Here is a 16,593-nt window from a genome sequence, read left to right on the forward strand (position 1 = left end):
TTCTATTAATGATATGATCGGAAATAATCATAAGAGTTAATCAAAATTTAGTTCAATATAGATTTGTCTATTTTTAATTAAGATTACATTATTTCATAACAAATTTCGTAAATTGTCTATGTACACTACAGGGAACACGCTGCATGTTGATAAAAAATAAATTAATAGCAAACGCTGCCGTAACAATAGTAAGTATGGTCGCTATGTTACTCCTCATTAACTTCTCCTCTTCATCTTTACAACAAGATATAAAATTGGTGCAGAATATTGGCAAAATTGAAGCTGGAATACTGCAATTGCGCTCCTATGAAAAAGACTTCTTAGCGCGTAAAGAGAATGGTTACATAACCTCATTTAATGATGAAGTTGCGCAGCTACAAAGCAGAATTAAAGTGTTAGAAACAGATTTAGGTTTGATTAATGTCCCTGTTGATGAAGCGCTGCAATTAGCCGTCGTACTCAATGAGTATCAACAATATTTTTCTGAACTTGTGGCAACCCAAAGTGCGATTGGATTTGATTTAAAGAGTGGTTTGAATGGGCAGTTAGCGGATGCTGTGAGCGCTACTGAGCAAGCTATTGGTGATTCAATGTCGTTCTTAAATTTAATGCTTAAGATAAGAAGCAGTGAACAGAACTATATACGTCAACTTGATGACAGATTTATTACGGTATTCCAGGATGATTATGAAATATTACATGCAGATGTTAAAAAAAGTTATTTAATCAGTACACAGAAAAAAGCGATTTTAGAGGGACTAGAAAATTATCAAAGTTCATTCCTAGCGTTAATAAAAGAGCAGAAAAAATTAGGTTATAACGCAACCGATGGCTTACAAAAATCAATGAATGAAAGTGCGTTAAAAGTAACGGAAATACAAAATAACTTAATTGCTAAAGTGAATGTGGCCGTGGACACGTACGTTGATGAAATTAAGCAGGTGACGAATATTTTATTTGCCGTTGCATTGTTTGTTTCAATTGCGATTGCTTGGGTTATTGCGCGTAGTATTATGAATGGCATTTCCTATATTAAAAACTCGATTATTAAAATATCAGAAACGAATGATTTAACAATTTCGCTTGCAACGGATAATAAAGATGAGCTGGCGGATATGGGCAAAGCATTTAATAGCATGATTGCTAACTTCCAACGTCTTATTGTGTCGGTGAATAATTCTGTTGGCAGTCTCAATAATGCGACAGCGACACTAACTGATAATATTCACAAATCGAATTTAGGTGTGGCGTCACAGATGCAAGAGACGGATATGGTGGCTACTGCTGTTACCGAAATGGTTGCAACTATTGAAGAGATTGCCAACAATACAACAGATGCCGCAGATAAAGCACAACAGTCCAATGATAATGCTGCACAGGGGCTGCAAGGTGTCGATGCAACTATCACGCAAATCAACTTGTTATCTGATAAATTAATTGAATCCGAAGGTGTGGTGAATTATTTAGCCAAAGATAGCGAAACAATTGGCAGTGTACTTGATGTGATCCGAGGTATTGCAGAACAAACTAATCTATTAGCATTAAATGCGGCGATAGAGGCGGCTCGTGCTGGCGAACAAGGTCGTGGTTTTGCGGTTGTTGCCGATGAGGTTCGTACGCTTGCTAGTCGCACACAATCATCGACGAAAGAAATTGAAAATATCATTGTATCTTTACAGAATAGAACTAAACAGATTGTTGCTTTAATGGTTGATTGTCGTCACGAAGGGCAAGAGAGTGCTGATAAGGCCTCACAAGCAGGGCGATTACTTGAAAAAATCAATCACGATATGGTTGCGATTATGGATATGAATACTACGATTGCAACGGCTATCGAAGAGCAGAGCATGGTTGCTGCTGAAGTTAATCGTCATGTGGTATCGATAAGAGATGTGGCAGAAACATCCAGTGAGTCGGCACAACAAAATGAATTAATGGGTGATGAATTAGCGGAACAAGCAAATCTATTAAGTAATGAGATAAAACGTTTCATTATTTAATATGACCTATTAGTTCAGATTGCATTTAAACACCTTCCATGATCATATTATGGGAGGTGTTTTTTTATCATTACATTTCTAGTGTCTTTTTCCCCATTTGTAATTATCCATGTTGGTCAAAATCATTGATTGTATAGTGGCCTTAAAGTCACTAAAATCATATTCAATTTATTAATAGAAGGCGAGACGATGATACCTGAACTCTATTTTATTTATGACTCACACTGTCCTTGGAGTTATGCAGCAACGGCACAAGTGAATGAACTTGCTAATGCTTACCCTGAAATGAAGTTACATATCTGGCATTGTGCACATTTTGATGGCAGCGATAGTGCTGGCTTCAAACAGGTTGATGCGGTAGCTCAACAGAGTTGCGTTAAATTTGCTAAAGATTACATGCGTTTTTCCGATAGCCCAAAGAGTTCTATTCTAGCAGCGAACTTAATGACTTGGCTGCAAAGTAAACAACCTGAGAGAGCGTTACCAGTGTTAAACGCACTACAAAATGCGCATTTTATTGAAGGTAATCCTTTAACATGTAAGCATGATTTCAATGAGATTATTAATGCATTTAAACTGTCGCCTCCGAATAAAGTGTTTAAAGAAGAGTTAAGTAAAGAAGCGGAATATACGTTATCTGATATTAACGAATTACAAGAGTTTATGGGAACAAATTCATTTCCAGCCCTGTTATTAACGATCGCAGATAAAGCGGTTTTATTAAATCACGCGCTTTATCTCAAGAAACCAGTTGGCATTGTAAAGGCCGTGAAGAAAGAACTGCTTTAATGCTAAATCGTTGTCTGCTGGCAACGATTTAATTTAAGCGTAATTATTTTTCCTTATAGCTTCGCCATATGTATATACTTCGCCCTTATCAGCAAGACAGCGTTAATGCGACTATCGCATACTTCCGAAAAAATAGTGATCCCGCAGTATTAGCATTATCAACGGGGGCTGGTAAAAGCTTAATCATTGCGGAATTAGCTCGGCTTGCTAGAGGGCGTGTTTTGGTCCTTGCACATGTTAAGGAGCTGGTTGAGCAAAATCATGCTAAATATGAAAGTTATGATTTACAAGCCTCAATATTTTCCGCAGGCTTAGGGCGCAAAGAGAATGATCGTCAAGTTGTATTCGCGTCAGTACAGTCTATTGCCAATGGATTAGGCCGTTTTGATGACGCATTTTCATTATTGATTATTGATGAATGCCATCGTGTGCCTGAGGATGAAAATAGCGCCTATCAAAAAGTTATTCAACACTTACAGTCAATCAACCCCAACTTAAAAATATTAGGTCTTACCGCCACCCCTTATCGTTTGGGGATGGGGTGGATTTATCAATACCATACACGCGGGCAAGTGCGGAGTCATGAAAAACGATTTTTTCGTGACTGTATTTTTGACTTACCTATCCGTTTTTTACTGGAAGAAAAATACTTAACAACACCGAAAATAATGGATATGGCGGTGATCGGCTATGATTTTTCACAGGTTAAAATCTCCTCAGCAGGGTATTTTAATGTTGCACAACTCGATTCCGTAGTAAAAAAATCACAACGTGTAACCCCGCAAATTATCAAGCAGGTGGTTAGTACCAGTAAGGATAGAAGGGGGGTGATGATTTTTGCTTCTACGGTGAATCATGCCAAGGAGATCATGACCTACTTGGTTGATGAAAATGCGGCACTGGTAATTGGTGATACCCCTGTCGAGGAACAGATCGTATTATTACTGAATTTAAAGCTGAGAATATTAAGTTTTTAGTAAATGTATCGGTATTAACCACCGGTTTTGATGCGCCACATGTTGATTTAATAGCCATCCTACGACCCACCGAATCGATTAGTTTATATCAGCAGATTGTGGGGCGTGGTTTACGCCTTAGTGCGGGTAAAAAAGATTGTTTGGTGATGGAGTTTGCTGGTAATTGTTATGATTTGTATCAACCGGAAGTGGGCAGTGCTCAACCAGATTGTGACAGTGAAATTGTGACTATACCTTGCCCTGTATGTTCGTTTAAGAATAACTTTTGGGGTAAAATGGATCCTGCAGGTTTCGTTATCGAGCATTATGGGCGCCAATGTCAAGGTTACAAAGAGCATGCCGATGGGCTGCGAGAAATATGCGGTTATCGTTTTCGCGCTAAATTTTGTGACCAGTGTGGGGCTGATAACGATATAGCTGCTCGACAATGTCAACAATGCAACCATGTACTGGTGGATCCCGATAAAAAATTACGTGACGCATTAAAACTTAAAGACGCTCTAATAATGAATTGCATAGATTTAAAGCTGCAAGCGGGTAAGAATAAATTTGCAAAAGCACAATTAAAAGTCACCTATATTGGCGATGATGGCGGGGAAATTAATGAGGTTTGGCCCCTGCATAGCAAAACGCAGAAGAGAGATTTTCTTAATCGCTTTATTCGCCCACATTTAATCGATAGGCATAGACCCTTCACAGAAAGCTGCCCCACTAAGGTGATAAAAAATGCACATCGTTTACGCGCACCAAAGGTTATTATTGCGCGTAAAAAAGGACGTTTTTGGGTAGTGCGGGACAAATTGTTTGAACTAAGTGAATAATTCACTATTAAGTAGTAGATGCACAATAATGCTCGCGGCATAACCGATCGCAATGACGGGCATCCACTTTAGGTGTCCAAAAAAGGTATATTTTCCTCTCGTTGCCCCCATCAACGCAACACCAGCTGCTGAGCCTATGGACAGTAGACTTCCGCCAACGGCTGTTAGTGTTACTAATAACCAATTGCCCATAGACATGTCAGGTTGCATGGTTAATATGGCATACATCACCGGAATATTGTCGACAATGGCGGACATACCACCAACCATTATATTGGCCCAAATTGGATTCCATTGTGTATAGATAACTCCTGATACTAAGTCTAAATAACCTAATAAACTAAGTCCTCCGACACACATAACCACACCATAAAAGAACAGTAATGTATCCCATTCTGATGATGCAACGCGTTGAAAAACATCAAAGGGAACAACGGAACCAAGGCGTTTTAATGCAGCTTGATCATTGTTATTCAAAGCTCTTTTAGTTTTTTTTGCTAATGAACTAGGCAGGGTTTTACGCAGAAAATAACCAAAAAATTGTAAATAGGCGAGCCCCATCATCATCCCTATGACAGGAGGAAAATCGATAAATAGATGGAAACCTACTGCTGTAAAAATAGTGAGAATAAAAAGTAACACGATTCGCCGCGCACCGCGTTTTAATTCAACAAACTCACAAACAGTCAGTGGTTGGGTTTTTTCGACAAAGCGGGACATAATAAATGCAGGTAATAGGTAATTTACGATAGAGGGAATCAATAGGTCTAAGAATTGACCAAATGAGACAATACCTGCTTGCCATACCATTAATGTAGTGATGTCACCAAATGGGCTAAATGCACCGCCCGCATTAGCGGCAATAACAATATTGATACAGGCTAAATTAATAAATTTATTATTATCTCCCCCCACTTTCATGACTACCGCACACATCAACAGCGCTGTCGTTAAGTTATCGGCTATTGGAGAGATAAAAAATGCTAAGATCCCAGTCAACCAGAACAAAGTGCGGTAGTTGAACCCCTTACAAACCATCCAAGCTTGTAATGAATCAAAGAGTCGTCTCTCTTCCATTGCACTTATGTAAGTCATTGCAACGAGTAAAAATAAGAGCAGTTTTGAGTATTCTAATAAATTATGCTCTAAAGCCGCCTTTGCAATCTCAATTTGCCCCTGCTGATTAAGCAAGAAACCAATCATTAACCAAATAAGGCCAGCAGCTAACAGGACGGGTTTTGATTTACGTAGTTGTAAATACTCTTCACTAATAACTAAAATGTAGGCGATGGCAAAAATAGTTAATGATGCATAACCGATGGTCGATGTGGTTAAGTCCATGAGCGGTGGAGCAGATAAGGCGGGTATTGAGAAAAATAGAGTGAAAGCAAACAGGCAAATTTTACGTTTGGTCATAGAACATTTATCTCCATACTTTAAACGGCAATTAAATAATCGCAATTCCCGTCGTTATAAGATCTATTTAGAAATAGACATTATTGAGTAACTAATAATAGGAATTGCTATAATCCTAGTACAGGGACAATTAATTACTGTGAGCTGCTGGTTGTTTTGATGAAATAATGCCAACATGGATAAGTCGCTGATCTAACGTTAATAAACTCTATCGCAATGGGATAAACTAAGCGTGACCATACAAGTTTACTTTGTGTGGCCACGGTTAAATCGTATAGGGTTTGAGTCGCGCTATTTTGCGGTTAATTTTTGATGGCGGTGTACTAGATTAAAATCATCGAGCACTGCGTACGCACAGGGGATAATAAACAGTACCAATAAGGTAGAGCTAAAAATACCAAAGACGATAGAGACGACTAGTGGTTTGACTACTTGTGCTTGTAGACTTGTCTCTAAGAGCAGTGGCAATAATCCAGCTGCTGTGGTCAATGATGTTAAAAAAACAGCTCGTAATCGATCTCGACTGGCTAGGACAACAGCATCAACCACTTTATCGCCTAGCTCAATGTGATGGCGAATATATTGCACTAATAAAATAGAGTCATTGACGACGATTCCCGCCAGAGAGATAAAACCCATAATAGAAGGCATCGATAAACTATAACCAGTAATATAGTGGCCAAAGAGAACGCCGATTAATGCCAAGGGGATAGCGAACATGACCACCAAAGGTTCGCTATAACTTCTAAATTGGAAGCTAAGAATGACAAAAATTCCAAATAAGCCGATTAAAAATCCTTTTCGTAGGGAACTGCCCGTTTTGTCTGACTCTTTTGCTGCACCCTCAAAATCGATGATGATCCCCGCATAATGTTGCTTTAATAGTGGGATAAACTCATTACGCATATTGGCTACTATTTCATTGCCATTCGCTTTGCTATTGTCAATATCAGCCATTACCGTGATTGTACGTTGGCTATCGACACGTTGAATACGCACAAATGCCCGTTGAAAATCAATGAATGCGACACTGCTTAAGGGAATTTGGCTACCGTCGGCAAGCATGATCGGGAAGTTACTGAGTGTTTGTAAATCGCCTGCTTGCTCTTTATTTAAGCGTACATGAATGGCTATATTTTCTGGGCCAACTTGAATTTCATCGGCGGTTTGCCCGTAATAGGCACTGCGTAGTTGCATAGCGATAGTTTGACCGTTTAATGCATGGTTTTCAGCGCCCGGTTTTAGGTGGATTAATATTTCCTCCTTTCCTGGGCGCATATCATCGACAATGCCATTAACACCATTAAATTGTGATAGATAAGCTTGTAGATCGATTGATGCATGCTTTAACATGGTCAAATCACTATGCTGTAGGCGCAGCTCAATATCCCGACCTGCAGGCCCCATTGCGGGTTGTTTAAAGACTAATGAAATAGGCATGGCGAGCTCACCCGTTGTAAGCCGCCAATCATTAATAAAGGAGTCTATTAATGAGTTACGAATTTTTGCTGAGAGCAGGTCTAAACGAACAGTGGCAATATGCGCTCCAGTTTCCCCTGCATCGGCATTAAAATTATATTGCACCGTAATATCTCGCACCAACGGTGCAGGCTCAGCGTTTGACCTGCTGTATTGTTCGCTAAGTTGTTTGGCACTGCTCACGATTCTATCGACGACTTGTTCTGTTTGTTGCAAAGTGGAACCGGGTGGCAAAATGATACGCGCTTCGGCAATGTCGCCATCAAGTTCGGGAAAGGGTAAAAACTTAAGCAGCCCACCACTTAGCAAGGCAAAAGAGATAAATAATAGGGCAAAGGTGAACCCGATACTTACGTAGCGCCAATGCACCATAAAGGCAACCATTTTGACTAAGCTATGGGTTCTGAAATGTTCAAACTTTTGTAAAAAGAGTACTTTTATTCTTAGTGGTTGGCGATCTTGTTTTGCTTTATTAAGGGATTGGCTTAAATGGTGAGGGAGAATCAAAAAGGCTTCAATTAAACTGATTGAAAGCACCATAATCAATACTAGCGGCACGGCGGATAGCACTTGTCCCATTTGTCCTTCTAACCACAGCAAACTACCAAAAATAAACACAGTGGTTAAAAAAGAAGAGATAACTCCTGGAGCGACCTTAGCTACCCCTTTACTGACCGCCTCATTGATGGGCAAGCCTTTGTCAATATGAGCTGCAACGGATTCAGAGATGACAATGGCGTCATCCATCATAATACCAATTGCCATTAACAGCCCTACTAAGGTCATTACATTGATCGAGATGGAAAACATACCCATTAAAAATAAACCGCCTAAAAACGCAACGGGTAATCCAGCGCAAACCCAAAATGAATAACGCAATGAGAAAAACAACCATAACGATAAAAAAGCTAATAAAATACCTTGCCAGCCATTGCGCAGTAACATGGAAAGGCGATCTTGTAATAAGGATGATAAGTCATTCGTAAGTGTCAGCGTGATCCCCTTTGGTGCAATTAGCTTTTCATTTTCAATGAAGCTTTGCACTTTTGCTTTGATGCGAAGCGAATCATCCGCCTTATTCTTTTTGATTTTTAAAATAGCCGCTGGTTGCCCATTAAATTGAATATTATCTTCATCTAATTCAAAGGTATCTTCAATGGTGGCAATATCTTTAAGCCTAATTAGCCCCCCTTGAGCGTTACCTGAAATGATGATTTTTCCTAAATCAGCGGGAGAGGTTTTACGTTCGTCAAAACGAATTAATAGATTTTTATCTGATAGCTCAATATTACCCGCGGGCATTTGTATGTTTTGTTTGCCAATTATATTGGCGATATCAGCAATGCTTAAGCCGATACGGCGCATATCAATCATATTGACGGATATACGTAACTGATGGTCAGAAAAACCTGTTATGGTGATTAAATTTACACCCGCTTCAATTTTTAAACGGCGTTTTACATCCTCAGCATAGGCTTTGAGATCTGGGCGAGTAGTGTTACCTGAAATGGCGACATCAATAACCGGCTCTGCCCAATCTAACTCTTTGACGATGGGGGCTTCAATTTCACTTGGGAAGTCTTTGATCGCATTTATTTCTGTTTGAACATCAATCAAACTTCGTCCAAGATCGGCTTGGTCGCTCATTTTAAGCGTTAAACTTGCACTACCTTCACGGGCGTCACATTTTATCTCTTCGATATTACTAAGGCCATCAACGGCGTCTTCCATACGTAAGCAGATGCTCTCTTCTACTTCAGAGGGAGAGGCACCAGGATAGACAACTTGAGCAATAATATAGGGAGGGGAAAACTCAGGAAAAGTTTCCCTCTTAATTTCGCCTACACGGCTTAACCCTAACACAAAAAAAGTTAGCATCAGGAGATTGGCAAGGGTTGGGTGGCGAACAAATAATGTAATCATACCAAATCCTTTAATAATGAGATCTGTTCAGGCTGCGGAATAAATGGATGTTAGTGAGGCATGGATTTCTGTTGATAGCGGTGCTAATTATAAAATCAAAAAACAAGCTAGCATTCATTTTTACAAACATTAATGAGTCGATAATGATGGAATGTGTTATCACTATAATCCCTTTTTATCGTTGTTGATTTGGACTTGGCTTGGTTTAACGCGCATACCTGCAATAGCGGGGATCACATCATTTAATATCAGTGCTTGTTGCTCTTTAATATCGCCACTAATTGCGACACCTTGAGCTGTTCTAAAAACAACCTGCACAGGTTTGATTTGTAAGTTTTTTTGCTCATCCATAATATAAATAGCATCACCATGCAGGGCGCGTTCAGGAATGATAAATTGCGCAGAGGGGAGACCACTAATCCTTGCACTAACGAACATACCTTCACTCAGTGGTGGTTTGGTTGCCATTAGAAAAGCTTTAGCATCCTGCTCAACCTCTAAATAAAAATCGATGCTATCTTGCGGTTCATTAATAGTGCTGCCTATGCGTGTTAATTTGGCTGGCCATTGATAACTTTTATTGCCCAACATCATCTCAATATCAGCTTCGAAATTTAATTCACTCAGTAATGTGTCAATGGTGGAATGGTCGCTGTTAATGACACTGTTTCGTAAAATCTCTACATCTTGTAATGATAGTTGTGCGGCAACTTCTATCTCACCTAACTGTTGTGCTTCAAAAAGAGTTGCTCCTAGTGTAACCGCTTCTGATTGTTCAATGTTGACGCGGCTAATTCGAGCATCAAAGGGAAGAATAAATTCTGTTTTTTGTAGCTGACGTTGACTATCTTCGAGCATTGCCTGATTAACCTTTATTTGCGCTTCAATGACTTTTTTATCATCGGGGAGTAGGGCTAATGAACTTGATAATTGTTGTACTGAATTTTTTTGAATAAGTAATTGCTGTTGTTGATTTTCTAATGCTGAATTGGAAATAAGTTTTTGCTTTTGTAGGCGTAAATTGCGTTGGTATTCTTGTGTGATTAACGCCAATTTTTGTTGTTCAATGTTTAAGCTTGCATTAAGGTTTTTTTCTGTTTGTTGTAAACGTGTCAGTTGCGCTTTTGCTGCTTGTAAATTAGCATCGGCTTGTGCCTCTTTTAATTGGTATTCAAGAGGATCTACTTTTAGAACAACACGCCCTTTACGAAGATGTTTGCCCACCTCAAGATCTGGATGTCGATATATTATGGTGCCTTTAACTTCGGCAATACCTTGCCATTTTTGTTTAGCGGATACTCGCCCAAATCCAACCACCTGTGGCGAGATGTGTTGTTTTATCAAAGGGGTGATATCGACTAATTGCGCGTTATCATATTTCTCTTGTAACTTTGGAGCGGATTTTAAAATAGAGGCGGAGACTAAAACTGCAATGCCGATAGCAATGCCAGGAAATATCAGCCACTTTTTATTGAGCGTCATCTAACTGTCCTTGATTAAGATTAACTAATACCAATCGGTAATTACATCAATGTTAAATTGGTTGTTGTGAAAAGAAGTCATTGTGCCGCAAGTCAAAAAATAAAGACTTATACTTTATCAACTAAGCTAATTAAATATACAAGGCATTTTCAATTTATTAAACCTTTAAATAGATAAACTGATAAACTGCAGTGACACAACTATTCTTTACTTAAAAAGTGGATAAACCATGCTAATCATCGATTATCAAAGCAGTAGCTACCAGCGTTTTTTACAAGATTTGAAGCGTCATGTTAGTCACCCTAAACGATTCTTAATTATCTTTAATGGAGCCAATACAACTGATTTGGCAAAAGCAATGGAAGATGTTGAAACCTATAGTGGAAAATTGCTACAGCTCACTTCGGCGATTGCAGAGCAAGAAACAGGCGTGAATGATCTTTTTACAGAGGCAAAAAAATCACAGTCTATATTGTTATTTACAAAAGCAGATATAGCGTTAGGTAAAAGCGTTGCAGTTAAAAATTCGCATGCACTAGAGGCGGATTTTGATTTAAATAATTTTTTTAAAAATATAGCCAATCATAAAGGGATGGTGATATTAGCAAGCGAGAAAGCACAGACACTTAGTGCAGCCTTATCTTCTAAGGTCGATGTTAATCTCCGTTTTACCAGCAAATAAAATAATAGGTTATCCCATGTTACTTCTTTGTTTAGTGTTCGATTAGCGCTTGCTAAAAGAATATTGAGGTAACATGGGGAAATATATAAATCCAATATTCAACGCCATCTCGTTTATGTATTGCAAATATTATAATTAATAATGATCATTTATTTGCACTTATATTATCTTAAATACATTTTTCCTTAATCTGCACATTTCAATAAATTGAAAAACTAAATGTATTTTACGTGACTTGAAAAGCAATAATATGCTTATTTTTAATAAAATAAAGTGAAAATAACAAAGAGCGTGTAAGTGGCGTTTAATTGCTATATTTCATTATCTATATTGAACATTTTCAACGTAAAAAACTATATCCATGATGGTGTTATGCAAATAACTGGCCTAGGTGGTTATTGGTAGCGTTTACATTTGAATATGAAGCGCTTTCGTGTCTTTTTTGTTCTTTTCTTGTTTTGTGCTTGTATCGCCCGGGTTCGCTACATGTTAGTGCTCATTTTTCACGGTAAACCATTACCATGAGAAAGCGCTTTCATGCTGTTTTTTAAAAATCAAGCTGCTTTGCAGTTTTTTTGATTGGTATTCGGTGATGTCTTTCACAGAATTGGTGGATACTTTGCTTTTGAACTTTTTCATTGTTTTTTTTGTAAGATTTGATCACATATTAATTTATTTTAATCCCATAAGATTACGCACCGTAAAAGGGCAACCTTTACTATTTTCATACAAACTGCAAATTATTAATCCAATAATAAATATAATTGAACAGGAAAAGTTAATGAAATTTAAAATTAATAAATTAGCACGGTACACCATGCCGTTATTCGTAGCCGCTACATTAGTAGCCTGTGGCGGTAGTAGCAACAATAATGACGATGATGGTGGTAATGCTGACCAAAGTGAGCTGAATTATCTACGCAAAGATGCGAGCTATGATGGTTGGGGCTTACATATTTGGAACGATGATCCAACTTGTAATGGTGCGGCCGATAGTGCGGTTACATCGTGGGATACTCCATTAGCGCCAGTTGAGACAGGTGATAATGGTGCAGTTTATAAAATCGATTTAAAACCTGGTGCAACCTGTGTGACATATATCATGCACAAAGGTAATGAAAAAGAACCGGGTGGCGATCGTAAATGGGATATGAGTACACTAGGTAAAAAAGTTTACTTAGCACAAGGTAAACCTGAACTTTCTGCTACTCCTGTTGCCTTATCATTGTATGAAGGTACTAAAGGTGCGTTAATCGATGCGTCAACGGTTGCTTGGGACACTAGCGGTGATGCGACCTATGAAATCCATTATCTTGAAACGGGTGGTTTTGCTCTTGATGATGACACAGGGGAAATTACTTCTCCGTCGGTTAAATTAGAGCTAACCGCAAAAGAGATGCCAGAGGGTGCCGCAAAACGTTATGCTGAGTATAAAGCATTCGGCTTTGCTATCCCGCAAGATTCTTCACTAACTGATGCGGAATTAATATCTGGACAACTTGTGCTTGTCGCTAAGAATGCGGAAGGCAAAGTTTTTGATGCTACGGGTGTTCAACTTGCACCTGCGCTTGATGCTGTTTATGCAACTGGCGATGAAGGTGCACAAAAGGAAACCTTAGGTGCTATCGTCACTGGTTCTGATGCGACATTTAAAGTATGGGCGCCTACGGCTAAAAACGTTTCATTATATCTTTATGATGATAATTTAGCGCAAGTTGGTGATGCTGTGACGATGACGCGTAAAGCGAATGGTACTTGGGAAGTACAAAATGTTACTGATGCACTTGGCAAATATTACCGTTACGAAGTGGAAGTATACCACTCTGCTTTAGACAAAGTAGAAACACTACAGGTAACCGATCCCTATTCATTAAGCTTATCAACTAATAGCCTTTACTCTCAAGTTGTTGATTTAGCTATGGACGCTAAGCCTAGTGGTTGGGAAGATCATACAATTCCAACTGTAGACAGACCCGAGCAGTTAGTTATTTATGAAACACATCTTCGTGATTTAACTTCTGCGCCAAACGATGGTGGCACCGATGCGCTAGATGGTAAATATATCGCAATAACTGAAACAGATCGTAAAAGTGTTATGCAGTTAGAGTCACTAGCGCAAAATGGTATGAATGTAGCTCATTTAATGAATGTATTCGATATCGCAACGGTTGATGAAGATCCAGCTAAACGTGTTGATCTGGGTGACACTGTCGCTAAACTATGTGAAATTAAAGCATCGGCAGCCATTTGTGACGATGGTGTAAATGACTCTGTGATCCGTGATGTATTAGAGGGCTATAATCCAGAAACGGGTGATGCACAAGCTTTAATGAATGACCTACGTTCAATTGACAGCTTTAACTGGGGATATGATCCATTCCATTATACAACACCAGAGGGCAGTTATGCGACCGATGCGATGGGAACTAAGCGCATTGAAGAGTATCGTACGCTAATAATGAAGCTCCATGCAATGGGTTACCGCGTGGTAATGGATGTGGTTTATAATCACACTAATGCCGATGGTATTGCTCCTAAATCTGTTTTAGATAAAATCGTTCCCGGATATTATCAGCGCTTAAATGCCTCTGGTTTTGTTGAAACCTCTACTTGTTGTTCAAATACAGCGACAGAAAACGTCATGATGGGTAAATTAATGACGGATTCTTTAGTGACTTGGGCAAAAGAATACAAAATCGATGGGTTCCGTTTTGATTTAATGGGGCACCAACCAAAACAGTTAATGGTGGATTCATTAGCCGCTGTTAAGGAAGTTGATCCTGATACTTATTTCTACGGCGAAGGTTGGAATTTTGGTGAAGTAGCAGATAATGCCTTATTTGAGCAAGCAACTCAGCCTAATATGGGTGGCACGGAAATTGGTACCTTCTCTGATCGTCTACGTGATGCCGTTCGTGGTGGTGGTCCATTTGATGGTGGCAATCAATTACGTGAAAACCAAGGTTTTGCAACTGCTGGCGTTTGGAATGAAATGCAAGCAGATGAAGATACTTCAATTCTTAAATTAAGAGAAGCTGGAGACTTGATTCGCTTGGGTATGGCGGGTAACTTAGCTAATTTTGTTATGCTGGACCACACAGGTAAAACAAAACGTGGTCAAGACGTTAATTACAATGGCCAAAAAGCGGGTTACACTCTTGATCCACAGGAAAATATCTCCTATGTATCAAAACATGATAACCAAACACTTTGGGATAATAATATGTACAAAGCCGCATCAGAAGTTTCTTCTGCTGACCGTGCTAGAATGCAAATTATTGCCCTAAGTACGAACATGTTTGGTCAAGGTATTCCGTTCTTCCACATGGGTTCTGAATTGCTACGTTCTAAATCAATGCAACGCGATAGCTACGATTCTGGTGATTGGTACAATACTGTTAATTTTGATATGAGTAGCAATAACTGGAATGTTGGTCTGCCACGTGAAGATAAAGATGGTTCAAACTGGCCTCTAATTAAAGAGATTATTGCGGATAGCAATGCTAAGCCAGTAATGAGCGATATCGAATGGACTGATACTCGCTTTAAGGAGCTATTAAAAATTCGTACTAGTTCACCACTATTTAGTCTTGGCAGTGCAAGTGAAGTTCAATCGCGCGTTGATTTCAGAAATACAGGCGTAGAATCACAATCGGGTGTTATCGTCATGAGTATTGATGATGGTACTACTGCGGGTGCTGATCTTGACCCTGCAGTAGATGCAATTGTTGTGGTGATTAATACAACCAATGCAACAATTAATGCCCCTGTGAAAGATGCTGCTGGTTTTACATTACATACTGACCTAGTTGATAATGGCTCAACATTTAGCGATGGTACCTTTACTGTTCCTGCATTAACAACAGCGGTATTTGTGCAATCACAAGGTGCTAGTCAAGGTGCGGGTCTACCAGTAGATAATAGTAACAAAGATCTCTCTTCTATTCCGCCATTCGGTGATGATATCCCACATATTCGTGGTGATATGAACGGCTGGGGAACGGCGAATGCGATGGAGTTTACTACTGCGGGTGTTTACAACGTTACCATGACATTAGATGCAGGTACCTATGGCTTTAAAGTGGCTGATCCAACTTGGGGACCTATCAATTACGGTGGCTCAGGTGCTTTAACTGTTGGCGATGTATTCCCTTTAAACGGGGGAGATAATATTTCTCTGACATTAGACGTTGATTCAGTGGTTACCTTTAAATTTGACGCCAGCGATAAATCAGCGGCCACATTATTAGTTACAGCTGTTGAAGTAAAAACATGTGAGTTACTAGCCGATAGTGCTGAAACTGGGCCTGTGGCAGAATCACTTGCTGTACGTGGTGCACACTCTGGTTGGGGATGGGATATTGCATACGCATTAAACTATAAAGGTAATAATACTTACCAAGTTGCTTTAAGTGGTGTAGATCTTTCTGGTGGCTTTAAGCTAGCTGCTGATACCGGAAACTGGGACCCACAAGTATTTGCAGGTACAACAACTTCTGCAAGTGCAATGGTACTTGATGCTGAATATGATGCAATTGCACGTATTGGCAGTAGTGCTATCAGTGACCCAGGTAATAACACGTTAGCTTTAGGTGACGGTAACTATGTTATGTCACTGGTTGTAACAGACTTTGTTGATGCACAAAAAGTGGGCACGATGTCAGTTTGTGAAGTTAAATGATATAATTTAATTGCTTTGTAAATCTAAAATCGGTGCCTGGTGCGCCGATTTTTTTTACTTGTTTAATACTAATCTGCATAACTACCTGGCCTATCTTATTGGTTAAAATAATAGATAACAGCGTTTCATTCAATCGTAATAACCTGTTATTACTCAATCATGCGCCTTGCTCGCCATCATTTTTCCACAATAAGCTATGACCATAATATTATGCGAATTGGTATAAATTAATCCGTTAATGGTATCTTCTCTATAAAGTGCAATAGAAAGCTAATTTATAGCCAATAACGCAAATTTTATTGATGTTAGACTAGCCTAACTGCTTAGTTAAGCGTTAAAATTA

7 protein-coding genes and 1 pseudogene are annotated in these 16,593 nt (G+C 39.1%); 5 read left to right on the forward strand and 3 right to left on the reverse strand.

Translation table 11 applies throughout. The annotated features are described in order from the left end of the window. Window positions 1-143: 143 nt before the first annotated feature. The 3 genes and pseudogenes from AB2N10_RS04495 (at window position 144) to AB2N10_RS04505 (ending at window position 4,587) form a co-directional block, all read left to right on the forward strand. A complete protein-coding gene (locus AB2N10_RS04495) occupies window positions 144-2,000 on the forward strand; it encodes a methyl-accepting chemotaxis protein (protein ID WP_354625637.1) in 1,857 nt (618 codons plus the stop codon). A gap of 189 nt (window positions 2,001-2,189) precedes the next feature. After that, complete coding sequence (locus AB2N10_RS04500) at window positions 2,190-2,789, forward strand: protein-disulfide isomerase (protein WP_354625638.1); 600 nt, start codon at window positions 2,190-2,192, stop codon at window positions 2,787-2,789. A 68-nt stretch (window positions 2,790-2,857) separates the two neighbouring features. Continuing rightward, window positions 2,858-4,587 (forward strand): annotated as a pseudogene (locus AB2N10_RS04505) (DEAD/DEAH box helicase). Here the strand turns inward: AB2N10_RS04505 and nhaD are convergent. The 3 genes from nhaD to AB2N10_RS04520 all read right to left on the reverse strand — a co-directional run bounded on the left by nhaD (window position 4,576) and on the right by AB2N10_RS04520 (window position 10,887). Beyond that, window positions 4,576-6,003 (reverse strand): sodium:proton antiporter NhaD, encoded by a 1,428-nt coding sequence (nhaD, locus tag AB2N10_RS04510; RefSeq protein WP_369434384.1) that lies wholly within the window; start codon window positions 6,001-6,003, stop codon window positions 4,576-4,578. The pseudogene AB2N10_RS04505 and the gene nhaD overlap by 12 nt on opposite strands. Before the next feature lie 291 nt (window positions 6,004-6,294). Next, complete coding sequence (locus AB2N10_RS04515; protein ID WP_369434385.1) at window positions 6,295-9,405, reverse strand: efflux RND transporter permease subunit; 3,111 nt, start codon at window positions 9,403-9,405, stop codon at window positions 6,295-6,297. A gap of 162 nt (window positions 9,406-9,567) precedes the next feature. Next, a complete protein-coding gene (locus tag AB2N10_RS04520) occupies window positions 9,568-10,887 on the reverse strand; it encodes an HlyD family secretion protein (protein ID WP_354625642.1) in 1,320 nt (439 codons plus the stop codon). 229 nt (window positions 10,888-11,116) lie between these two features. Between AB2N10_RS04520 and AB2N10_RS04525 the strand changes: the two genes are divergently transcribed. Next, window positions 11,117-11,569: an AAA family ATPase gene (locus tag AB2N10_RS04525; protein WP_354625643.1), complete on the forward strand. Its 453-nt coding sequence runs from the start codon at window positions 11,117-11,119 to the stop codon at window positions 11,567-11,569. A 781-nt stretch (window positions 11,570-12,350) separates the two neighbouring features. Further along, window positions 12,351-16,250: a pullulanase-type alpha-1,6-glucosidase gene (gene pulA, locus AB2N10_RS04530; protein ID WP_369434386.1), complete on the forward strand. Its 3,900-nt coding sequence runs from the start codon at window positions 12,351-12,353 to the stop codon at window positions 16,248-16,250. Window positions 16,251-16,593 lie beyond the last annotated feature (343 nt).

It is taken from the genome of Psychromonas sp. MME1, assembly GCF_041080865.1.
Lineage (GTDB): Bacteria > Pseudomonadota > Gammaproteobacteria > Enterobacterales > Psychromonadaceae > Psychromonas.